18 protein-coding genes are annotated in these 22,922 nt (G+C 34.0%); 11 read left to right on the top strand and 7 right to left on the bottom strand.

The window, feature by feature from the left end; genetic code table 11:
- Positions 1 to 18: 18 nt before the first annotated feature.
- The 3 genes from ACFOWA_RS09575 to ACFOWA_RS09565 all read left to right on the top strand — a co-directional run bounded on the left by ACFOWA_RS09575 (position 19) and on the right by ACFOWA_RS09565 (position 2,704).
- Entirely contained in the window at positions 19 to 696 is a 678-nt protein-coding gene (locus ACFOWA_RS09575) for a response regulator transcription factor (protein WP_378984507.1), read from the top strand.
- 113 nt (positions 697 to 809) lie between these two features.
- On the top strand, positions 810 to 2,117 hold the full coding sequence (locus tag ACFOWA_RS09570) for a sensor histidine kinase (protein ID WP_378984504.1): 1,308 nt from the start codon (positions 810 to 812) through the stop codon (positions 2,115 to 2,117).
- 116 nt (positions 2,118 to 2,233) lie between these two features.
- A complete protein-coding gene (locus ACFOWA_RS09565; RefSeq protein WP_378984501.1) occupies positions 2,234 to 2,704 on the top strand; it encodes a hypothetical protein in 471 nt (156 codons plus the stop codon).
- Positions 2,705 to 2,926: 222 nt separating this feature from the next.
- Here ACFOWA_RS09565 and ACFOWA_RS09560 read toward each other — a convergent pair whose 3' ends face one another.
- The 3 genes from ACFOWA_RS09560 to panB all read right to left on the bottom strand — a co-directional run bounded on the left by ACFOWA_RS09560 (position 2,927) and on the right by panB (position 5,173).
- Positions 2,927 to 3,352: a hypothetical protein gene (locus ACFOWA_RS09560; RefSeq protein WP_378984499.1), complete on the bottom strand. Its 426-nt coding sequence runs from the start codon at positions 3,350 to 3,352 to the stop codon at positions 2,927 to 2,929.
- Between the two features lie 162 nt (positions 3,353 to 3,514).
- A complete protein-coding gene (locus tag ACFOWA_RS09555) occupies positions 3,515 to 4,204 on the bottom strand; it encodes an RluA family pseudouridine synthase (protein WP_378984497.1) in 690 nt (229 codons plus the stop codon).
- A 153-nt stretch (positions 4,205 to 4,357) separates the two neighbouring features.
- Positions 4,358 to 5,173: a 3-methyl-2-oxobutanoate hydroxymethyltransferase gene (panB, locus tag ACFOWA_RS09550; protein WP_378984494.1), complete on the bottom strand. Its 816-nt coding sequence runs from the start codon at positions 5,171 to 5,173 to the stop codon at positions 4,358 to 4,360.
- Positions 5,174 to 5,507: 334 nt separating this feature from the next.
- Here panB and carA point away from each other — a divergent pair, with 334 nt between their 5' ends.
- From carA to ACFOWA_RS09535, 3 genes are all read left to right on the top strand, one after another.
- The gene (gene carA, locus ACFOWA_RS09545; RefSeq protein WP_378984492.1) at positions 5,508 to 6,620 is read left to right on the top strand and encodes a glutamine-hydrolyzing carbamoyl-phosphate synthase small subunit; all 1,113 of its coding nucleotides are present in this window, start codon (positions 5,508 to 5,510) and stop codon (positions 6,618 to 6,620) included.
- 202 nt (positions 6,621 to 6,822) lie between these two features.
- Complete coding sequence (locus ACFOWA_RS09540; protein WP_378984489.1) at positions 6,823 to 7,587, top strand: ABC transporter ATP-binding protein; 765 nt, start codon at positions 6,823 to 6,825, stop codon at positions 7,585 to 7,587.
- Positions 7,588 to 7,689: 102 nt separating this feature from the next.
- Positions 7,690 to 8,844, top strand: a complete 1,155-nt coding sequence (locus ACFOWA_RS09535) for an ABC transporter permease (protein ID WP_378984487.1) — start codon at positions 7,690 to 7,692, stop codon at positions 8,842 to 8,844.
- Positions 8,845 to 8,924: 80 nt separating this feature from the next.
- Here ACFOWA_RS09535 and ACFOWA_RS09530 read toward each other — a convergent pair whose 3' ends face one another.
- From ACFOWA_RS09530 to kbl, 4 genes are all read right to left on the bottom strand, one after another.
- Complete coding sequence (locus ACFOWA_RS09530; RefSeq protein WP_029274048.1) at positions 8,925 to 9,500, bottom strand: TetR/AcrR family transcriptional regulator; 576 nt, start codon at positions 9,498 to 9,500, stop codon at positions 8,925 to 8,927.
- A complete protein-coding gene (locus ACFOWA_RS09525) occupies positions 9,500 to 9,907 on the bottom strand; it encodes a hypothetical protein (RefSeq protein ID WP_378984484.1) in 408 nt (135 codons plus the stop codon). The genes ACFOWA_RS09530 and ACFOWA_RS09525 overlap by 1 nt, the downstream gene beginning before the upstream one ends.
- Positions 9,908 to 9,909: 2 nt before the next feature.
- Positions 9,910 to 10,950, bottom strand: a complete 1,041-nt coding sequence (pheS, locus tag ACFOWA_RS09520; protein WP_378984482.1) for a phenylalanine--tRNA ligase subunit alpha — start codon at positions 10,948 to 10,950, stop codon at positions 9,910 to 9,912.
- 149 nt (positions 10,951 to 11,099) lie between these two features.
- A complete protein-coding gene (kbl, locus tag ACFOWA_RS09515; protein ID WP_378984480.1) occupies positions 11,100 to 12,287 on the bottom strand; it encodes a glycine C-acetyltransferase in 1,188 nt (395 codons plus the stop codon).
- A 209-nt stretch (positions 12,288 to 12,496) separates the two neighbouring features.
- Between kbl and ACFOWA_RS09510 the strand changes: the two genes are divergently transcribed.
- The 5 genes from ACFOWA_RS09510 to ACFOWA_RS09490 all read left to right on the top strand — a co-directional run bounded on the left by ACFOWA_RS09510 (position 12,497) and on the right by ACFOWA_RS09490 (position 22,917).
- A complete protein-coding gene (locus ACFOWA_RS09510; RefSeq protein ID WP_378984478.1) occupies positions 12,497 to 14,944 on the top strand; it encodes a DUF5686 and carboxypeptidase regulatory-like domain-containing protein in 2,448 nt (815 codons plus the stop codon).
- A gap of 302 nt (positions 14,945 to 15,246) precedes the next feature.
- Entirely contained in the window at positions 15,247 to 16,194 is a 948-nt protein-coding gene (gene trhO / locus ACFOWA_RS09505) for an oxygen-dependent tRNA uridine(34) hydroxylase TrhO (protein WP_378984476.1), read from the top strand.
- A gap of 50 nt (positions 16,195 to 16,244) precedes the next feature.
- The gene (locus tag ACFOWA_RS09500; RefSeq protein ID WP_378984474.1) at positions 16,245 to 16,616 is read left to right on the top strand and encodes a DMT family protein; all 372 of its coding nucleotides are present in this window, start codon (positions 16,245 to 16,247) and stop codon (positions 16,614 to 16,616) included.
- Positions 16,617 to 16,678: 62 nt separating this feature from the next.
- A complete protein-coding gene (locus ACFOWA_RS09495; RefSeq protein ID WP_378984472.1) occupies positions 16,679 to 19,561 on the top strand; it encodes a triple tyrosine motif-containing protein in 2,883 nt (960 codons plus the stop codon).
- 341 nt (positions 19,562 to 19,902) lie between these two features.
- The gene (locus ACFOWA_RS09490; protein WP_378984469.1) at positions 19,903 to 22,917 is read left to right on the top strand and encodes a SusC/RagA family TonB-linked outer membrane protein; all 3,015 of its coding nucleotides are present in this window, start codon (positions 19,903 to 19,905) and stop codon (positions 22,915 to 22,917) included.
- Positions 22,918 to 22,922: the final 5 nt, after the last annotated feature.

Raw genomic sequence — 22,922 nt, 5'->3', positions numbered from 1 at the left:
TAAATACTTGATAATAAAATGAATGTACTAATTGTTGAAGATGAAAAAAGCCTCGCTTTAGAAATGGATGAATTCTTGAGTAATGAAGGTTTTATAGTTGAACATGCCTGGAAAAAATCATCAGCAGAGGAAAAAATTTTTGTTAACAATTATGATTTCATTTTATTGGATTTAGGTTTGCCCGATGGCGATGGTTTTGAGGTTTTGAAACAACTTAAAGCTTTGAAAGATCGTGATGATGCGGTTATCATTTTAACTGCAAGAAGTGCTGTTGACGACCGAATTAAAGGTTTAGATGAAGGCGCAGATGATTACCTTCCAAAGCCATTTTCTTTAAACGAACTTTTGGCTCGAATGCATGCAATCATCCGCAGGAAACATAAGCTAGAAAAAAACGAAGTCAACATTCATGGTTTTTTGCTAAATATTCAAAACAGAACAGTTTCTTTTAACGACGAGCGTTTAAACCTGACAAAAAAAGAATTCGAGATTTTTAACTATTTAGTGTTGAATAAAAATCGGGTTGTATCCAGAATGAGCTTAACGGAACATGTTTGGGGCGATATTTTAGAAGTCAACTCAGATTCTAACTTTGTTGATGTTCATGTTAAAAATCTTCGTAAGAAATTAGCGGCGATAAATCCTATTGATTGGTTCGAAACCGTACGAAGCATTGGCTACAGAATAAATTGCTAAATAGTTGGATATCAATATTTTATTAGTTTAAAAATATCCATATTATATTCAATACTTCAGCAAACGAACTAACCAAATAATGACCCATTAACTAATAAACCATTACACTATTGATGAAATTACAAGTCAAGTTTTCATTATATAATGCTATAACAAAAATTGCAATCATTTTAGTTTTGGGTGCTATTATATTGTTTTCGCTTGATAAAATTGCTTATAATCAACTCGATAGTCGTTTAATAAAGAAAAAGGGCAAAATTATTAAAAACCTTAATAATGCCGAAATTGATAGCTTATTAAGCAATGAACAAAGCTTTACAGATTATAATATCCTTAAAGAAGAATTCATCATTTTAACCGATATTCCTGACAATCAAGTAGATTCTACCGCAAAAATTATTACAGAAAAACGTGAAATTGAAGGCGACGTTGAGTTTTATAGAATTTTAAACTATAAGTTCCTCTATCAAGAAAATTGGTATAAGCTTGAATTAGGCGAAAGCATGACAGCCTTACAGTCTATAAAAAACTCAATCAGGTTTTATATGTTGGTAGTGTTGGTAGGTTCGTTAGTAGTTACACTTCTTACCGATTTTGCGTTTACAAACTTTTTACTCAAACCCTTTTACTTAATTATTGATAACAAAATTAATAAAGTTGATGACCCAACTCATTTTAATTATCAAAGCATACCTACAACGACTGATGATTTTAAAATTCTAGATAATAGCATTAATTCTTTGATGCGAAAAATCAATAATCTCTTTGCTTTAGAAAAACAATTTATTGCCAATGTTTCTCATGAATTGCTTACGCCTATTTCGATCTTAAGCACACGCCTGGAAAATATGATGAATACACCAGACATTCCAGTAGAGCATGAAAATAAAATTTTCGCTTCTTTAAAAACCTTAAATAGATTAAAAGTCATTATTAATAGTTTGCTTTTAATTTCAAAAGTAGAGAATAACCAATATTTAAAAACAGAGCAAATAAATATAAAGCAAGAGCTTGATGATATTTATGAAGATTTGGAAGATAGAATATTAGATAAAAATATAAGCTATCAACTAAACGTAAAGAACGATTTCTATTTTAAAGGAAATAAAGCACTTATACATACATTATTAGTTAATATCATAAACAATGCCATCAAATACAATTCGGTTGGCGGTTTAATTGATGTAAATGGCGGTATAAAGCAGCAAAAATATCATTTAAAAATTACTGATACTGGCAAAGGCATGAACAAAGAACTCGTAGAAGATGCTTTCGATAGATTTAAAAGAGGTAATACAGAAGAAAATGGTTTTGGATTAGGTTTAGCAATTGTACAAAGCATTGCAAAATTTCATAAAATTGAGATACAAATCGATTCTATTGAGCAGAAAGGAACTAGCGTAAGTTTAATATTTCCATAAATAAGTTATCAAATTTTAATAATCATAAATTATAGTTTAAATTGTTCCAAGCTGTTAAAATTTACTAATTTTAAACAGATTATTAGAAATTACAATCCAAATTAACCCGTAATAAAATGAACAGATTATTTTACATTGTTGCTATTGTCACCATCTTATTGTCGGCTTGCCAAAGTGATAGCAAAAAATATACTACTGTAGATTCCTCTATTATGAGCAATCAACAGGCACCATATAAAAGCCCAGATGAATGCTTTATTTACACCAAAAATAGAGATACTGCTACGCTTTTGATGTACGGTTCAGCAGATAAAATTTTAGGAGAGTTGAGATATAATTTCTACGAAAAAGACAAAAATAGTGGCGTTATTTATGGAGTATTAAAAGGAGATACCATTACTGTTGATTATAAATTTCAATCCGAAGGTGTATATTCTCATCGTGAAATTGTATGGGTAAGGAAGGGAGATACACTACTTGAAGGTTCTGGAGATGTTTATGAGGAAAATGGAAATGTTAAATTTAAAAATAAAAGAAAATTAACTTTTGGTAAGGGTATTGTTTTTACTAAAACTAAGTGTAAGTAAACTAGGCTTACTACCTAAATAATCTAATTCGTTAAACTTGAATAAATTAGTTTTGTATCTCTGCAATTCTGTGGCAAAAGACCTTCGTGGAACTATAACTGAAGAAAATCGAAGAATATTTGCCACCGATACAATTATTATACAGAATATAGAGTATGTATGTATTATATGCTTTAACCCTTTTAATCGTATTTCTATTTGAAAATAATTATTAGGTTCAATCTACTTTATCGCTTCCTGAGCGATAAATGTCCATTCTTTATTTAGCTTTAATACGTAATCAGCATATTTTTGTATTTCATAAGGTTTTAACTTTTCTGACCAAATGTTTGCACCCTTTACCCATTTCAAATATTTATTGCTTAAAGATTTTAATGCCGAGGTATCTTTAGTTTTTAATGCTTCGAGATATTTGTATTTTAAATTAATGTATTCTGCTAAACCTTGATTTACTTCATCGCTAGAAAAACTAGGTACATCTTTTAGTTTTATAATTTTGATCGTAGGTTTAATGAGGTTTGTTGGAGAATTGGTTTGTGTTGGCGATGGTTTAGAAACAACCAGTTTCGAGTTTTTTTCGGTATTGCAATAGAATAAGGTTGCAGCACATAATCCAATAACACCAATAAATAATACTATACCTTTCATATATGTGCTCGGTTATTTACTAACACATGGTAAAACCGTACCAAAAATGGAATTACACTAGAATCGCATTATAAGACTTTACTGATAGAATGAATGGGCAAATATTTCCCCAAAAAGTGGCGTGACCTTCTAATCAAATTAGAAACAGCTACTAAATATGATTTAGAGTAGATTTTCGAATCGTTCCCAAAAGCCATCGACTGGTAATTTGGCGAAAATATTTACAGGTTCTTTTTTAACAGGATGCGAAAACTGTAATCTTCGGGCGTGTAAGCAAATGCTTCCCTTTCTACTTCCTCGAGGATAACCATATTTATTATCACCAACAATTGGGCATCCCATAGATGATAATTGCACCCTGATTTGATGTGAACGCCCGGTAAGTGGATTTACTTCTATTAAATAATATTCGCCGACCTGGGCAACTAAGCGATAACTTAACTCTGCCCTTTGGCTTCCGGCAACTTCTGTTTTATAATAAGTTACAACGTTTTTCTGAGGATTTTTCACCAACCAGTGCACCAATGTTCCGGCTTCCACTTCAGGCTTATTTTTTACAACTGCCCAATATGTTTTCTTAACCTCACGATTTTTGAATACAGCATTCATTCGCTCTAATGCTTTGCTGGTTTTTGCAAAAAGTATCACTCCGCTAACTGGTCGGTCCAATCGATGTACCACACCCAGAAAAGCTCCATTTGGTTTATCGTATTTTTTGGCAATGTATTTTTTTACCTGTTCATCCAAAGGTTCATCGCCAGTTTCATCAACTTGTACAATATCCCCAGCCCTTTTATTTATGGCTATAAGGTGATTATCTTCAAATAATATGTCTTTATCGGTAATTGGCAATGTGGTAAGGTTATGGATTATATGTTGTAAATTATAATTTATGAATTATAGGTCACAAAATATAGGTCTAAGAATATTGTTAGTAATACAACAGTTGATGCTTAAATTTTATTTGTGCTTTAACTCGTAAGTGGCAACCCGCAACTCGCAACATTAATACTGTTCTTTATCGTTTGGAAAATCGTTAGCCTTTACATCTCGAATGTAAGATTGTGCTGCACTTAATATCTCATCGTACAAATTAATATATTGACGTAGAAAGCGTGGTTTGAAACCTTTTGTTAAGCCAATCATATCGTTAACGACTAAAACCTGTCCGTCGCAATCTGGTCCTGCTCCAATGCCAATTGTTGGAATTTGAATGCTTTCTGAAACCTCCTTACCTAAGGCAGCGGGTATTTTTTCTAAAACGATTCCAAAGCAACCGGCATTCTGTAGCGCCAAAGCATCGGTTTTTAATTTATTTGCTTCTTCTTCTTCTTTTGCACGTACGGTATAAGTGCCAAATTTATAGATAGATTGTGGTGTTAAACCTAAATGACCCATTACCGGAATGCCTGCAGTAATAATACGATGCACTGATTCGATAATTTCTTCTCCACCTTCCAATTTTACGCCATGAGCACCAGACTCTTTCATAATTCGAATGGCAGAATTTAAAGCTTCTTTAGAATTTCCTTGATAAGAACCAAAAGGCAAATCGACTACAACAAAAGCCCGTTTTACAGCTCTTATTACCGATGACGCATGGTAAATCATTTGATCTAAGGTGATGGGCAAAGTTGTTTCATGTCCCGCCATAACATTCGAAGCAGAATCTCCAACCAGTAAAACGTCTAACCCGGCATCATCCAAAATGGTTGCCATCGAATAATCGTAAGCTGTTAACATAGATATTTTTTCTCCACGCTGCTTCATTTCTTGCAGAATGTGAGTGGTTATCCGTTTAATTTCTTTGTGTACCGACATGGTTTTGGTTTTGATACTTCAAAAGTATTGTTTTTTATTTGAAAATTAAGCTGAAAGAGAATCGGTCAAAAAAAACGTGACACATAATGCCAATCGACATATCTTCATAGCAAAGCAGGAATAATGTATTCTAAACAATTCGTTTTTAAATGGTTTTTTAAATCACTACCAATTTCAAATTTTTCTTTACATTTCCATTCATAAATCCTATCTTCGTACCCCGAAATGGAAGGGATTTATTCATCTTTTTTTGCAGTCAGCAAAAACGGCATTAGTGCCGAAAACCATTCATTTTTCAACTCTTTTTTAAATCAAAATCCATATTGTAATTACCATGACTAACTACACCAAGTTACCTGCGATTTTATTACTGGCCGATGGCACAGTTTTTTACGGTAAAGCTGCCGGAAAAATTGGCACCACAACCGGCGAAATTTGTTTTAATACGGGGATGACAGGTTACCAGGAAATTTTTACAGACCCAAGTTATTTCGGACAAATAATGGTTACCACCAATTCTCACATCGGGAATTACGGTATCAAAAACGATGAAATAGAATCTGATTCGATAAAAATTGCTGGTTTGGTTTGCAAAAACTATAATATCGTTTATAGTCGTAAACAAGCTTCAGAATCTATTCAAGATTACTTTCAAAATGATAATTTGGTAGCCATTTCTGATATTGATACACGTGCTTTAGTTCGCCATATAAGAGATAAAGGTGCAATGAATGCAATTATCTCATCAGAAATTACTGATTTAGAGGAGTTAAAACAAAAACTTGCAGAAGTTCCATCGATGGAGGGTTTAGAACTTTCATCTAAGGTAAGTACTACCGAACCTTATTACTTTGGTAACCCTGATGCAAGTTTAAAAGTTGCTGCATTAGATTTAGGTATTAAGAAAAACATTTTACGCAGTTTCGAAAATCGTGATATTTACGTTCAGGTTTTTCCGGCAAAAACGAAATTCGCAGAGATGGAAAAATTCAATCCAGATGGATATTTCATCTCAAATGGCCCTGGCGACCCTTCGGTAATGCCTTATGCCGTTGAAACCATTAAAGAAATTTTAGCTGAAGATAAACCTTTGTTTGGTATTTGTTTAGGTCATCAATTGTTGGCAGAAGCTAATGATATCGGAACAATGAAAATGTTTAACGGTCACCGCGGTTTAAACCATCCGGTAAAAAACATTATCAAAAACCATTGCGAAGTTACTTCTCAGAATCATGGCTTTGGTGTAATTCCAGATGAGGTTAGAAGCTCTGACAAAGTAGAGATTACACACATCAACCTAAATGATAAATCCATTGAAGGAATTCGTGTAAAAGGCAAAAAAGCATTTTCGGTACAGTATCACCCAGAATCTTCTCCTGGTCCGCATGATTCTCGTTACTTATTCGATGATTTCGTTGATGTTATGAAAGGCGAATTGGTTTGGTAGATTTTTAGCTTACAAGCTTTTAGCTCGGAGATTAAAGATTAAACTTATACATTACACCAGATAAAATTAAAAATGCGAATCTAAACGATTCGCATTTTTAATTTTATAGCATTTCGTAATCTAAAACTTGCTCTTTCTAATTATTTTTCGGTTTTTAAAAAAATTTATATTCATTTCATTTAAAGCTTCTTACATTCGTATCATGGAAACAAAAAAAGCCATTATTAGCGTTAAAAATCTGGTAAAAAAGTATGATGATTTTGTAGCAGTACAAGATTTAAGTTTTGATGTTTATGAAAATGAAATATTTGGTTTGCTTGGTCCGAATGGTGCAGGAAAAACTACAACTTTAGAGATCATTGAAACCCTTAGAGATAAAACCTCTGGTGAGATAATTGTGGATGGTTTGTCGGTTGATAAGCATGCCCATGAAATTAAGCAGATAATTGGTGTTCAATTGCAAGCTGCAGGCTATTATCCGAATTTAAATCTTATAGAACTTATTGAACTTTTTGCAGGCTTATATGGCGCAGACATAAAGCCAATGGAAATGCTCGAAAAAGTTAACCTCCAAGATAAAGCGAAGGCAAAATACAAAGCACTTTCCGGAGGACAAAAACAACGTTTCTCAATCGCAACAACGTTAATTAATCAACCCAAAATTATATTTCTTGATGAACCTACTACTGGTTTAGACCCACAAGCCAGACGCAATTTATGGGATTTAATCACTGAAATTAGAAGTAATGGAACTACTGTGGTAATTACGACACATTATATGGATGAAGCTGAACAGCTTTGTGATAGAGTTGCCTTTGTGGAACGCGGACAAATTATCGCATTAGATACTCCAGACAATTTAATAGATAAGTTGGTAGGCTCGGGTTTCGAACGTAAAAAAGAAGTCAAAAAGGCCAATTTGGAAGATGTATTTATAAACCTAACAGGTAAAGAGTGGCGGGAATAGAATCGCCAATAATCTCCCAAAGAAATTAAAAGCGTAGTGGAAATAGAAGAAAATATAGTTAAGTTTTAGATAGCCGACAAATTCAAATAAGATTCATATAACATGAATGATAATAAAACAAATGCTCAACTAAACAATGGAGGAGCAAATAATGGAATGAAAAAAGAAACTACGAACAAAATTGGCGCTTATAGCAACACAAAAGCAACATTAGCGCTTGCCAAGGCTAGCTTTCGTTCTATCATAAGAAGTCCTTCTGCAGTGGTTTTTACACTTGCATTCCCCCTTATATTTATTTTGGTATTTGGATTTTTGGGCGGCGGCGGTACACACATTGATGTGGGTATTTCGCCAGGATCAGACATCAAAAATCCGGTGATTGGTATGCTTGAGAAAACCGGAATGATAAGACTGATTAAAGATAAATCGAAAGAAGATTTCGACAAGCTTCTTGAAAAAGGAAATGTAGATGCAATGATTGATGTACACAGAAAAGTTAATTCGGTTGCTTATTCTGTAAATGTGGTTTACACATCAGCATCAATGGATAAGGGCAACATTTTAAAATCAGTTTTAAATAACCTTTTTTACGACAAAAACCTTAAACCTTCCATTGCTGAAATTAAAGAAAGTACCGTTCATGGTAGAGAATATAAAACAATAGATTTTATTTTACCAGGTCAGTTAGGGTTTTCATTACTAAGTACAGGTGTATTTGGAACTGCATTTGTGTTTTTAAGCCTGCGCCAAACTTTGGTTATAAAACGTTTTTTTGCTACACCTGTAAAGCGATCGAGCATTGTAATTGGTGAAGGAATTGCGAGAATTGGATTCGCCTTAATTGGTGCCCTATTTATTATTGTATTGGGTAATCTATTTTTTGGCTTTACACTTGTTCATGGCGCTATAACAGTCGTCAATATGCTCATTTTGGCTACTTTGGGCGTTATCGTATTTATGGGCTTTGGCTTTATCATTTCCGGAATTGCAAAAAACGAAAGTATGGTTCCACCAATATCAAATATTGTAACGCTACCACAGTTCTTGTTATCAGGCACTTTTTTTTCAATAGAAGCTTTCCCGAAATGGCTGCAACCCATTAGCAGAGCCTTACCACTAACCTATTTAAATGATGCAATGCGTAAAGTAGCTTTCGAAGGCGTTGGATTATGGGACGTAAAATTCCAAATTATGATTTTATTTATATGGGGCATCGGAATTTATGCAGTCGCTGTTAAAGTATTTAAGTGGGAATAATTAAAAAAAAATGGTTAAAATAAAAATGGGATATTGTAAATAACGATATCCCATTTTTTATTGAAACTAAAATTTTATTTCTACAACGCAGCTTTCACCAAAAACGGTAATATTTCCTTTTGAAAACTCACAAAGTTTTTGCGAACATCAGAATCGCTTACAGATGTAAATGCAAAAGAAAACACAATACTTTTACTGGCTTTGAGTAAAAATGCTAGTCCTTCTCTCCTTGCGGGATTATTTTTAAAATTATCCAATTGCAAATAAGCAGCTAGTAATAAGGCTTCTAACTGATCAGATAAGTGCTTCAAAAACTCTTGCGAGTTTGCATTTTCCCGAACAAAATCCCAACCAATAAATTCGTTGCAAGCCGTAAAAGAAAGTCGGCTGGTTTTCATAACCAAAGCCTTTAAATGCTCTTCTTCAGAAGCGTAACTTAATTTATTATGCAATATCTCGTGTAAATTCTGGTCGAGATAATCCATTAAAATACTATCTAAAACCTGCTCTTTACTTTCAAAATACTTATAAATTGTTGCCTTAGCGATACGAGCCTTTTTAGCAATTTCGTTAACACTTGTTTTATGATATCCGTACTTTCTAAACAGTTCTTTCGCTGCCTTTTTTACAGTCTCTTTAATTTTTTCGGCTTCCATTAATTAGTTACTTTTATAAGGTTGTTGCCTTGTAAAGAGATGGTGTAACTCTTAAGACTTTTTTCGGCAGGCGCTTTCTGCGGACTGCCATCAAATAGAGAAAATTTAGCACCTGAACAGGGATCAGTTGCCGTAAGTCCGCTATCATCGGGAACAATTTTGCACAGTTTTTCTGGGTTTACGGTACTGCATCTATCAAAAGCAACATATCCACCCAATGGTGTTTTAACAATTATTAAACCAGCAACACCATTATTAGGCACTAAAAGCACATTATTTACTGCTTTTATGCTAAACTCAGTTACGGTTACGCCATAATTAACCGCAACTTCAGGAATGTAATTTTCTTCCTTTCCGCAACCAGAAATTATAACAATAAAAAATAATATGCTAAAAACTCGTTTCATTATTATATCAAGGCAGATTTATATTGTTTTAAAAAACGCACATCATTTTCAGAAAACAGACGTAAATCCTTAATTACATATTTTAAGTTCGCAATGCGCTCAATACCCATTCCGAAAGCAAAACCACTATATTTTTTCGAATCTATTCCGCAATTTTCGAGTACGTTAGGATCTACCATTCCACATCCCAAAATTTCTACCCAACCGCTGTATTTACAAAGCTGGCAACCGGCACCATTACAAATGGTGCAAGAAATATCCATCTCCGCAGATGGCTCAGTAAATGGGAAATAAGAAGGACGGAAGCGAACCTTGGTACCTTCACCATATAGCTCCTGAACAAAGTAAAATAAGGTTTGCTTTAAATCTGCAAATGAAACATTTTCATCAACATATAAACCTTCTATCTGATGGAAAAAGCAGTGTGCTCTTGCAGAAATCGCTTCATTACGATATACACGACCGGGCATAATGGCTCTAAACGGCGGTTGACCTTGTTCCATCATACGCACTTGAACGGATGATGTATGTGTACGCAAAGCGATGTCTCCCTTTTCACCACCCTTTTTTATAAAGAAAGTATCTTGCATATCTCTAGCAGGATGCTCTTCAGGAAAGTTCAAAGCAGAGAAGTTATGCCAGTCATCTTCAATTTCTGGTCCTTCTGCTACAGTAAACCCAAGCTTAGCAAAAATTTCAACAATTTCGCGACGAACCAAGGCTAAAGGATGGCGTGAACCAATTTCAAAACCTTCACCAGGCAAGGTTAAATCTCGTTGATTATCAACACTTTGAGATTGATTTGCTTCTGTAGCTTCTTTTAAAGTTTGATATTTTGATTCGGCAAGTTGCTTAAATTCGTTTAAAACCTTTCCTAACGATTTTTTTTCTTCGATAGATACCGATTTAAAATCTTCGAAAATTTCTTTAATTACGCCTTTGCTGCCTAAATACTTTATACGAAACTGTTCTAATTCATCTGCTTTTTCAGTTACAAAAGCATTTATTTTTTCAGTGTATTGTGTAATCTTATCTTGTAACATGGCTTCAAATATACGGCAAATTTTTGTTAAATTTTATATGGCATGGGTTCAAAATATCTGTTTACTATATCATTACAAAAGAAAATGAACCCAAAACAAGAAAAGCTGCAATAATTGCAGCTTTAAAAATATCTTAGCGTTTTTAGGAATTATATTACGCCCAATTCTTTACCAACTTTAGTAAATGCTGCTATTGCTTTATCTAAATGATGTTGCTCGTGTGCAGCTGATAATTGTACGCGAATTCTGGCCTTACCTTGAGGAACAACCGGATAGAAAAACCCAATTACATAGATTCCTTCTTCAAGCATTTTGGCAGCAAATGTTTGCGCAATTTTTGCATCATACAACATAACTGGCACAATAGGATGAAATCCAGGTTTAATATCAAAACCTGCTTCAGTCATTTCTTCGCGGAAATATTTGGTATTGCTTTCCAATTTATCGCGTAGTGATGTGGTTTCACTCAGCATATCTAAAACCACTATAGAGGCACCAGCAATTGCCGGAGCAAGTGTATTTGAAAATAAATACGGGCGAGAGCGCTGGCGCAACATATCTATAATTTCTTTTTTGCCCGATGTAAAACCACCAGATGCTCCACCCAATGCTTTGCCTAAAGTACCGGTGATGATGTCAACGCGATCCATCACATTAAAATGTTCATGCGTTCCACGACCGGTTTTACCAATAAAACCAGAACAGTGCGATTCATCAATCATAATTAATGCTTCATATTTATCTGCTAAATAAGCAATTTTATCTAAAGGTGCAACCGAACCATCCATAGAAAAAGCACCATCGGTTACAATAATTCTATGTCTGCAACCAGCAGCAGCAATTAACTGCTTTTCTAAATCTTCCATATCAGCATTTTTATAACGAAAACGCTGTGCTTTACATAAACGAACGCCATCAATAATCGATGCATGGTTCAATTCATCAGATATTATTGCATCTTCTGCATTAAATAAAGGTTCAAAAACACCACCGTTTGCATCAAATGCTGCAGCGTATAAAATTGTATCTTCTGTACCTAAAAACTGAGAAATTTTTGCTTCTAATTCTTTATGAACATCCTGAGTGCCACAAATAAAACGAACAGACGACATGCCATAACCGTGCTCATCGATTGCATTTTTTGCAGCTTCTATCACCTTCGGGTGAGATGAAAGGCCTAAGTAATTGTTAGCGCAAAAATTAACTACTTCTGCACCACCTTTAACTTTAATATCTGCACCTTGTGGGGTAACTATAATACGTTCGCGTTTAAATAATCCTGCTTTTTCTATTTCTTCGAGTTCCTTTTGAAGAACAGGCTGTAATGTTTTATACATGGTTTTTACCGATTGATTGATTATTCAAAGTTATAAAAAAGCCCGAATTTATAGAATCATTTCAAATCACATCATTAAAACTATATTATGAAAATTTAATATTATTGCAAAAAACCTTTGAATTTTTACTGATTAACAAACTTTAACACATAGCTATGTGTATTGTGTAAAAACTTATTCGATATTTATAGCTTAACTGATCTACACTTATGACTAAAATCTGCGCACTCCTATTCTTTTGCTGTATTGCAAATTTTGCCTTTTCGCAACAATTTACAGTTTCAGGCACAATAAAAGATACTAGCGGGCAACCTGTTCCTTTTGCATCAGTTTACTTAAAAAACACAACCCTTGGTACATCAGCTAATATTGATGGAAAATATGAGATTAAGCTAAATTCTGGTCAGCAGACATTAAATTTTAGGGCGGTTGGATATAAGCAGCAAGATAATATTGTTAACGTTACTGCGCCGTTAACACTAAACATTGCCTTAACATCAGAAAGCTATACGCTCGATAACGTAACGATAAAGGCTAATGCAGAAGACCCAGCCTATGCAATTATCCGCAAAGCGATTAAAATGCGTAAAACTCATTTAGAGGAAGTAAAATCTTTCACCGTTGATGTTTATATAAAAGGTGTACAACGCCTGGTAACTGCTCCGAAAAAATTTATGGGACAGGATATTAGAAAGGTAATGGAGCTGGATACCAACAGACAGGGCATTATTTATTTATCCGAATCGCAAAGCAAATTTAGTTTCAGAAGACCAAATGATGTACATGAGGAAATGATATCATCAAAAGTAGCCGGACGGAATAATGCCTTTAGTTTTAACAAAGCCTCTGATTTAATTATCAATTTTTATGATAATTATTTACTGGAAAATACATTAAGTGCCCGAGGTTTTATTTCTCCGATTGCTGATAATGCCATGTTTTATTATAAATACAAATACCTTGGAGAAACAAAGGAAAATGGTGAAACGGTAAATAAAATAGAGGTAATTCCACGCAGAACAAATGACCCTGTTTTTAGAGGGGTAATTTATATTTTGGATGATAGCTGGAGAATTTACAACACCGATTTATACCTGACAAAAAACTCTGGAATTAATTTTATTGATACATTAAATATTAATCAAACTTTTTCAAAGGTTAAAACCGTTTACATGCCTACAAACATCAATTTTCAATTTAATGGAAATGTTTTAGGGTTTAAGTTTGCTGGTTACTATGTTGGTGTATACAGTAATTATGATATTTCGCCAGTTTTTCCAAAGAATTTTTTCAATGGAGAAATTTTAAAAATCACTAAACTGGTTAATAAAAAAGATTCAATTTACTGGAATAACAATCGCCCGATACCGCTAACAAGCGATGAACAAATTAACTATGTGGTTAAAGATAGCATAGCGAAGAGGAAGGAATCAAAAACCTACCTTGATTCACTCGAAAAAGAGAATAATAAATTTGGAATCGGCAAGCTACTGTTAAGCGGATACAGCAAAAATAATAGATATGATAGCGTTTACATTTCTTTCGACCCGGTTTTAAGGGCTTTAATGTACAATACGGTTGAAGGTTTTGCAATTAAATATGGCGTAACCTATCGTAAAGTATTTGGTGATAGAAGGTTTTACAGCATCAGACCAGAATTGAGATACGGCTTTGCCAATCAAAAATTAACTGGAAGTTTAACAGGAACATACTTTTACGACCCATTAAAAAGAGCGAGTATTGGTGCATCCTTTGGAAATGGAATTTTCGATTTGAACAATTTAGCTTCAATGACATTGCTTGGAAATACCATTAACTCATTACTTTACGAGAAAAACTTTATTAAATTTTATGAGAAGAGTTTTGTAAACATCAATACAACCAGAGAGTTGGCTACAGGCTTACAGGGTTCGATAAGTTTAGATTATGCAAGAAACCATACATTAACCAATAATTCTAATTTTAAGTTTTTTGATAATAAGGATAGAGAATTTACCTCAAACAATCCATTTACGCCAACAACTGAAACACCACTTTTCCCAACGTATACTTCTGTTAGTGCATCGGCAAGTTTAACTTATACCATTGGTCAGAAATACATTACACGCCCTGATGGTAAATTTTACACTGAATCTCGTTTTCCAAGAATTACGGTGCTGTATAAAAAAGGCTTTAACGGACTTTTAAATAGTGATGTTGATTGTGATTTTGTGAAAGCAGAAGTTTATCAGGATAGAATTGGTTTAGGGTTGTGGGGCTATACATCCTTTTTAGTTGGTGCAGGAAAGTTCTTAAACAACAGTAAGATTTATTACCCTGAATACAAACATTTTGCCGGTAATATTTCTACCATCTTCCCTCCTAATTTAAGAAAGTTTCAATACTTAGAGTTTTATCAGTTCAGTACCAATCAACAATATTTCGAAGCACATTTAGAGCACAATTTTGCAGGTTTCTTCTTAAACAAAGTGCCATTATTGAGAAAGGCAAAACTCGAAGAATTTATTGGAGGAGGCTACCTATCATCACCAGAAAAAAGAAATTATAAAGAGTTTTACTTTGGCTTGCAGCGACTAGTTTTAAGGGTTAGCTACGGTTTTGCCTACGATGCTGCTAAGAAAATTAACCAAGGATTTAGAATCAGTTACAAGTTTTAAGGGGAGGTTGAGACTAAGGTTGAGACTGAGATTGAGACTAAGACTGAGACTGAGGTTGAGAGCAAGATTGAGGTTAAGTAAGAATATTAGGAGTATTTATTAAGTTATACAAGAAAAATTAATAGCATTATTCCATACTTTTCTGATTTCTCAAACTTATCCTCAACCTCGATCTCTGCTCAATCTTAACCTCAACCTCAGCTTCAACCTTAACCTCGATCTCAACCTCACCCTAATCTTAAAAACTTTTTCCTTATCTTTGCCTCGCTTTAAACGCCGTTTGCAACGGTATCAACAGCGTTATGAAAAAATATCAAACCATACTTTACTATTGCTATAGTTACATAGCAAATGCGGAACAATTTGCCGCAGACCATTTAAAATTTTGTAAATCATTAGGATTAGTAGGGCGGATTATTGTAGCCGACGAAGGTTTAAATGGAACAGTTTCTGGCACTGCCGATGCTTGCGAGACGTATATGAAAGCCATTCACGCCGATGAAAGATTTGCCAAAACCGAATTCAAAATTGATGATGTTGAAGAACCTTCATTTTTAAAAATGCATTGTCGTTATAAATCAGAAATTGTTCATTCTGGTTTGAGAGACACATCAATCATCAACCCGAACAAGCAAACCGGAAAACATTTAGAGCCTGTCGATTTCATGAAAATGAAAGATGATGATGATGTTATTGTTTTGGATGTACGTTCTAACTACGAACACAATTTAGGTAAATTTAAAAATGCCATAACGCTCGATATAGAAAACTTCAGGGATTTTCCAGAGCAGATAAATCAACTTGCAAAGTACAAAGACAAGAAAATTTTAACCTATTGTACGGGTGGTATTAAATGTGAAAAAGCATCAGCTTTATTGCTGCATCATGGATTTAATGATGTTTATCAATTACATGGAGGCATTATAAAATATGGTAAAGAAGCCGGCGGGAAAGATTTTGATGGAAAATGTTATGTATTTGATAACAGAATTGCAGTTGATGTTAATGAAGTAAACCCAACAATTGTATCTGTTTGCTACAATTGCGGAACCACAACACCAAAAATGATAAATTGTGCCAACCCTGAATGCAACGAACACATTACTCAATGCGATGATTGCGGCGAGAAGCTACAAGGTTGTTGCTCTGTACAGTGTACAGCTAACCCAAGAAAACGCCCTTACGATGGAACCGGATACTACGTAAAAGTACCTCAGCCAGTAAGCAAAAAACCTGAACTCGCTGAATAATAGCTTTGAAACAAAGTTCTGTTCAAATTGGTTTATTTAAAAATTTAAATATGCGAGCTGCTTTAACCGTTTTCTTTCTTATCATATCAAACACGTTTATGACGTTAGCTTGGTATGGCCATTTGAAATTTAAAGAAATGGCTTGGAGCAAAAGTTTAGGGTTGGTTTCCATAATAGCAATAAGCTGGGGCATTGCGTTATTCGAATATATTTTTCAGGTACCAGCTAATAAATTTGGGTTTAAGGAAAATGGTGGTGCTTTTAGTTTAATGCAACTTAAAGTTACGCAAGAAGCAATATCTATCACTGTATTTTTAATTTTTACAATACTATTTTTTAAAACAGAAAAAATTGCCTGGAATCATATTGTTGCTTTTTGCCTTATTTTATTAGCGGTTTTTTTCGCTTTCATCAAGAAATAAAACAAAATAATATCTCCCTTTATTTTTATTACTTTGTACAATAAAGGCTTACTGAAATTTACATGCAATCATACCTAAAATGCATTCTTATATTTTTAATCTGCATTTCTTTAAATACACATGCCGCTGATATAAAAAGTATTGGTGTACCGTATATAGAAAATTATTCTAAATCGGTTTATGCATCTGGTAACCAAAATTGGAGCGTTGCTAAAGATAAAAACGGTGTAATGTATTTCGGTAATACCGAAGGTCTTTTAACTTTTGATGGTAGGTACTGGCAAAAATATAAAATGCCAAATAACCAAATTGTACGCTCGGTTGCTGCCGATGATAATGGAAAAATTTACACGGGCTGTTTTGGCGATTTTGGCTATTGGTCCTTCAAACAAAATAAATTTCAATACACTTCTTTAACACATTTAATTCCAAAGTCTGACCCACGAAAAGATGAAATTTGGAAAATTCATATTTACGGCAATAAAATAATTTTCCAATCATTCAGTACGATATACATCTACGTAAATGGGAAAATTTCCATCCTAAAAAATGCCAGCAATTTTCTTTTTTCTTATAAAATCGGCAATCGGTTTATTGTAGAAAATAAAGGGCTTTACGAGCTTAAAGGCAATAAACTAGTATATATACCTGGTAGCGATGTGGTTTGCAAAACAGGTGTTTTATCTATCTTACCTTTTAAAGCAAATACATTAATTATTGGCACCGGTAAAGATGGTTTATTCCTATTCGACGGGAAGACTTTTATACCATTTAATACGCCAGCAAACTCATTTTTATCTACATTTCAATTAAATAACGGTGCCAAAATTTTAGACAAATATTATGCTTACGGTACCATCCTGAATGGAATTATTGTTATAGATGAAAATGGAAACATCATTCAGCGAGTTAATAAATCAAGCGGATTACAAAATAACACAGTTTTAAGTTTATATAGTGATAATGAACAAAACCTTTGGGCGGGTTTGGATAATGGAATTGATAGAATCGAACTAAACTCGCCACTTTATTTTTATCTTGATAAAACCGGTGTTTTTGGAACTGTTTATTCGAGTGTAATTTTTAAAGGTAAAATTTACCTAGGCACCAATCAGGGTTTATTTTACAGTGAATGGAAAGATAGTAATCAATTTTCTACTTTAAATTTTAGGCTTATTCCAAATTCTCAGGGTCAGGTTTGGGAATTAAACATCATTGATGATCAACTTTTATGCGGCCATAATAACGGAACTTTTAATGTAATTGGCGATAAAATAGAGAAGATTACAACCTACAGCGGCGGGTGGACAATTAAGAAACTCAACAGCAATCCAAACTTTTTAATACAAGGCACTTATACAGGTTTACTTTTGTTTAACAAAAATGCTCAAGGCAAGTGGCAGTTTTATAAAAAGATAGCAAATTTTAATGTTCCTTCGAGGTATGTAGAACAAGATAATAAAGGTGAAATTTGGGTTAGTCACGCTTATAAAGGTTTGTACAAATTAAAGTTAAGCAACGATTACAGCACAGTAATTTCTAACAAATACTATGATGAAAAGAGTGGTTTGCCGAGCAATTACAATTTAAACTTATTTAACCTAGAAGAAAAAATTGTTTTTGCCAGCAATTCTGGTTTCTTTACCTATGATAACCTGAGCGATAGATTTTCAAAATATAACGTACTTAACAGCGCATTGGGTTCTTTTGCTTCTTCAAATAAAATTATTAATGCAGGTGCTAAAAAATATTGGTTTATCAATCATGGTAAAACGGCTTTAGCCAACTTTAGCCAGGCTGGTAAAATTTCAATTGATTCTAATCGTTTCAGTATTCTCGATGGCAAGATGGTTCAGTATTATGAAAACATTAGCCGAATAAGCAATTCTATTTATTTAATTAGTGTAGATGATGGCTTTGTATTTTACAACGCCGGGCAAAATATGGCTGGCCAATTAAGTAAAATAAATCAAAATGTTTTAATTCGCCGCATTGAAGATATTACTGATAAATATTCCATCATTAGTGAAAATGGAAATAGCGGTTCAGAAATCGATATAAAAAACAATAGAAATAACATTCGAATCTCTTTTTCACTACCCTATTATCGTGAAGCTAAAGTTAAGTTTCAATATTACTTAGAAGGTTATTCTAATGATTGGTCTGATTGGAGTTATGCAACGCAAAAAGATTTTACAAACTTAAGCAGCGGCAAATACATATTTAGAGTTAGGGCTAAAATAGATGATGCAACTGTAAGTGAAATTACCACATTCGAATTTAGAATTCTTCGGCCTTGGTATTTAAGCAATTGGGCAATATTATTTTATGCTTTTATGTTTGTAGTAGCAATGATTGCTGGAAAAAAAATCTACGAGAGAAAGCTTAAACGCGATAGCTTGAAGATAAGTGAAAGGTTAAAAGCCGAACAAGATGAAATTCTGAAACAAGAATCGGAAGCAAACGAGAAGCAGATAAATAAATTACAAACCGAAAAACTTCAAGCGGAGCTCGCATCTAAAAATAGAGAACTTGCCAATTCTGCTATGACGTTGGTTTATAAAAATGAATTGCTTCAAAAAATAAGCGAAGAAATTTTGAAGCTTAAAGATGAGAACGGAAAAAAATTAGCCGACGATCAATTGCGCAAAATTCAGAAAGTTATAAATGATGGAATGAACGATGAGCGAGATTGGCATTTATTTGAAAATAGTTTTAATGAAGCACACGAAAGTTTCTTTAAAAAACTTAAAATTGGCCACCCAGATTTGGTTCCAAACGACTTAAAGCTTTGTGCATATTTAAGGATGAATATGAGCAGTAAAGAGATGTCTTCTTTACTAAATATAACGCTTAGAGGAGTAGAAATTAGACGATATAGATTGCGTAAAAAACTTAACGTACCGCATGATAAAAACCTTACAGAATTCTTAATGGAGCTGTAAAGTCACCTTAATTTGTCGTAAATACAAATTGGCAACGTTTGCTTTAATCACGCTGAATCATAGTATAAGGGTATTGACACAGAATTAACACTACATCATTACCTCTCATAGCTTAAATAAAGCAGTTTCAAATCACTTGGTGTACATTGTACACTTGTGTATCAGTAATTAATCAGTTACAATCACTAAAACTGCGTTTTCAGCCCATTTGGGCATTTGGTATAGTATAGTGAGATACTACACTTTTCCATTTGATGTATTAATGTAGAGGTCGAATTCCTTGCAGAGGCAGAAAAACAACCTCACATTTATCCTAACAATTAACTAAATATTTAATAAGCATGAAAAGAATTTTTACAAGAATTTCTGTTCTGGTCGGAATTTGTTTACTTACAATTAACGTAGCATTTGCACAAAACATTACTGTAAAAGGTAGGGTTATGGATAGCGGAGATAAATCCACCATCCCGAGTGTAAGTGTGTTGGTTAAGGGTACACAAATAGGTACACAAACAGATCCTTCAGGAGCGTATAGCATCAGCGCACCAGCAAACGCAACATTAGTTTTCCAATACCTAGGTTATACTACACAAGAGGTTCCTGTTAACAACAGAACAACCATAAATGTAGAGTTGGCTTCGTCTTCTCAGCAGCTAGAGCAAGTTGTTGTTGTGGGTTACGGTACTCAAAGAAAAATTGATGTTACCGGGTCAGTAGCAACAGTAAAAGGTGAAGAAATCTCTAAACAAGCCTCCGTTAACCCAATTAGTGCTTTACAAGGTAAAGTTGCCGGTGTTTCCATTACAAATAATGGTGCGCCAGGTTCATCTCCACAAATTACTATTCGTGGTACTGGTACAATTTACGGTAATACAGGTGTTTTGTATGTGGTTGATGGTGTTTGGTATGACGAGATTAGTTTCTTAAATCCTGCAGATATTGAAAACATCAGTATATTAAAAGATGCTTCTTCGCAATCTATTTACGGTATTCGTGCTGCAAATGGTGTTGTATTGGTTACAACTAAAAAAGGTAAAACCGGCGAACCTGTAATCAGTTACAATGGTTCAATCGGTTTTAAAGCAGTTACCAATCAGGTAGAAATGGCAAATGCAACCGAGTATGCAACCATTATTAACGAATTATCTGCCTCAAACGGTGCGAGTCCATTATTTTCTAATCCATCATCTTTTGGTGAAGGTACAAATTGGTACAATCAAGCTTTGAGAAATGCATTACAAACCAACCATCAATTATCTGTAAATGGTGGTACAGAGAAAACAACTTATAATTTCTCATTAGGTTACACAAACGAAGATGGTTTAGTTAAGACACAAAATTGGAAACGTTATACTGCTAAATTATCAAACGATTTTCAGGTATTAAAACCTTTGAAAGTTGGTTATACAGTTTCTGGTACATCTATCAATTCAAATGATATCGATGGTGGTATTTTCCGCCAGTTGTATGCAGCAGGACCAGTTGTTCCTGTATATTATGCAGATGGAAGTTATGGCGATGCAAATGATTTTAGTTTAGGTGGAGGAAATAACTTTAACCCTCAGGTTACTTTAGATTTTTACAATCAGCAATCTAAAAACTATCGTATAAATGGAAATGTTTATGCAGAATTAACTTTCTTAAAAAACTTTACTTTTAGAACAAGTGCAGGTGGAGATTTCGGACAAAATGAAGTTAGAGGTTATACACCGCTTTATGCTGCTACTCAAGGTCAAAGAACTACACAAAGTACTTTAAGAATTAACAGAGCAGAAACCAGAAACTGGATTCTTGAAAATACATTAACTTACAAAAATACATTTGGCGACCACAGCATTACTGTTTTAGCCGGTACAACAGCCCAAAGAAGAAAATCTTACTTTATTAATGCAACTGCATTTGATGTACCAAATACAAGCGATGGCGATTTATATCTTTCTTTAGGAACAGCAGCAACGCGTACCATTACAGATGGTGGTTCCTTATCAACATCTAATTCATACTTCGGTCGTGTAAATTATTCATTTAAAGATAAATATTTGTTAAACGCAACACTTCGTGGTGATGCGGCTTCACAATTCTTTGGTGGTGGCGACCTTTGGGGTTACTTCCCTGCAGTTGGTGCTGGTTGGGTAGTTACCAATGAAGATTTTATGAAAGACCAAAAAGTTGTTAATTATTTAAAGCTTAAAGGTTCTTGGGGTAAAGTAGGTAATGCAGGTGTACCGGTTAACCCTACAACATTGACTGTTGCACAAGGTGGAAATCTTGTAGCTTTCTTTAACGGAGTTGGTTATACTGGCGCAAATGTTAACTCTTTAGTTCCTTCATTTTTAAACTGGGAGCGTACAACAGGTACAGATATCGGTATTGAAGCAAGATTTTTAGACAATCGTTTAAGCATCGAAACTGGTGTTTACAACAAAAAAACTGAACAAGCAATTTTCGAAATTCCTATTTTGAGTTCAATTGGTACATCATCAGGAACATTGGTTGGTAATCAAGCAGATTTTCAAAATCGTGGTTTTGAGTTCTTAGCAACTTATTCTGATAAAACAGAAGGTGGTTTAAACTACTCAATCAGTGGAAACATTGGCATTAATAACAATAAAGTGTTATCAGTTGTAACCGGTCAAAATCCAATTTATGCTGGTGGTGCTGGTATTGCAAACGGTGCTTTAGCAACCCGTACCATTCAAGGCGGTGCAATTGGCGAATTTTTTGGATACAAAGTAGGTGGAATTTTCCAAACAGCTGCTGAAGTTGCTGCTTCTGCACAAACTGGCGCTAAACCTGGTGATTTCAGATATGTTGACCAAAATGGTGATAATATCATTGATGGAAAAGACCGTGTAGTTTTGGGTAATCCAAATCCAAAATATAGTTATGGTTTAAATACATCATTTGGTTACAAAAACTTCGATTTAGCTATCGATGTACAAGGTGTTGCAGGTGTTGATGTTTACAATGCAAACATTGCATATCGTTTCGGTAATGAGAATTTCAGTAAAGATTTTTACGATAACAGATGGACTGGTCCAAATACATCAAACACATATCCATCAGCTAACGTGGGTTCAACAACTAACGCTGCACCAAATTCATTTTATGTTGAAGATGGTTCTTACATCCGCGTTAGAAATATTCAATTAGGTTATGCATTGCCATCTGTATTAATGAGCAAATGGAAAATGCAAAGGGTAAGGGTTTTTGTTGATGCTCAAAATGCAATTAACATATTTGGCTACAAAGGTTTTACACCAGAAATTGGTGGTACTCCGACAAATGCAGGTATAGATGCCAGCGTTTACCCTTTATCGGCTACTTATAGATTAGGTCTTCAAGTTACTTTCTAATAAAT

It is taken from the genome of Pedobacter lithocola (assembly GCF_042650845.1).
GTDB lineage: Bacteria > Bacteroidota > Bacteroidia > Sphingobacteriales > Sphingobacteriaceae > Pedobacter > Pedobacter lithocola.
This window is presented reverse-complemented; position numbering and strand designations above follow the sequence as displayed.

Coding starts and splice junctions, on each gene's coding strand:
- ACFOWA_RS09575 (WP_378984507.1), top strand. CDS start 19: ATGAATGTACTAATTGTTGAAGATGAAAAAAGCCTCGCTTTAGAAATG.
- ACFOWA_RS09570 (WP_378984504.1), top strand. CDS start 810: ATGAAATTACAAGTCAAGTTTTCATTATATAATGCTATAACAAAAATT.
- ACFOWA_RS09565 (WP_378984501.1), top strand. CDS start 2,234: ATGAACAGATTATTTTACATTGTTGCTATTGTCACCATCTTATTGTCG.
- ACFOWA_RS09560 (WP_378984499.1), bottom strand. CDS start 3,352: ATGAAAGGTATAGTATTATTTATTGGTGTTATTGGATTATGTGCTGCA.
- panB (WP_378984494.1), bottom strand. CDS start 5,173: ATGTCGGTACACAAAGAAATTAAACGGATAACCACTCACATTCTGCAA.
- carA (WP_378984492.1), top strand. CDS start 5,508: ATGACTAACTACACCAAGTTACCTGCGATTTTATTACTGGCCGATGGC.
- ACFOWA_RS09540 (WP_378984489.1), top strand. CDS start 6,823: ATGGAAACAAAAAAAGCCATTATTAGCGTTAAAAATCTGGTAAAAAAG.
- ACFOWA_RS09535 (WP_378984487.1), top strand. CDS start 7,690: ATGAATGATAATAAAACAAATGCTCAACTAAACAATGGAGGAGCAAAT.
- ACFOWA_RS09530 (WP_029274048.1), bottom strand. CDS start 9,500: ATGGAAGCCGAAAAAATTAAAGAGACTGTAAAAAAGGCAGCGAAAGAA.
- ACFOWA_RS09525 (WP_378984484.1), bottom strand. CDS start 9,907: ATGAAACGAGTTTTTAGCATATTATTTTTTATTGTTATAATTTCTGGT.
- pheS (WP_378984482.1), bottom strand. CDS start 10,950: ATGTTACAAGATAAGATTACACAATACACTGAAAAAATAAATGCTTTT.
- kbl (WP_378984480.1), bottom strand. CDS start 12,287: ATGTATAAAACATTACAGCCTGTTCTTCAAAAGGAACTCGAAGAAATA.
- ACFOWA_RS09510 (WP_378984478.1), top strand. CDS start 12,497: ATGACTAAAATCTGCGCACTCCTATTCTTTTGCTGTATTGCAAATTTT.
- trhO (WP_378984476.1), top strand. CDS start 15,247: ATGAAAAAATATCAAACCATACTTTACTATTGCTATAGTTACATAGCA.
- ACFOWA_RS09500 (WP_378984474.1), top strand. CDS start 16,245: ATGCGAGCTGCTTTAACCGTTTTCTTTCTTATCATATCAAACACGTTT.
- ACFOWA_RS09495 (WP_378984472.1), top strand. CDS start 16,679: ATGCAATCATACCTAAAATGCATTCTTATATTTTTAATCTGCATTTCT.
- ACFOWA_RS09490 (WP_378984469.1), top strand. CDS start 19,903: ATGAAAAGAATTTTTACAAGAATTTCTGTTCTGGTCGGAATTTGTTTA.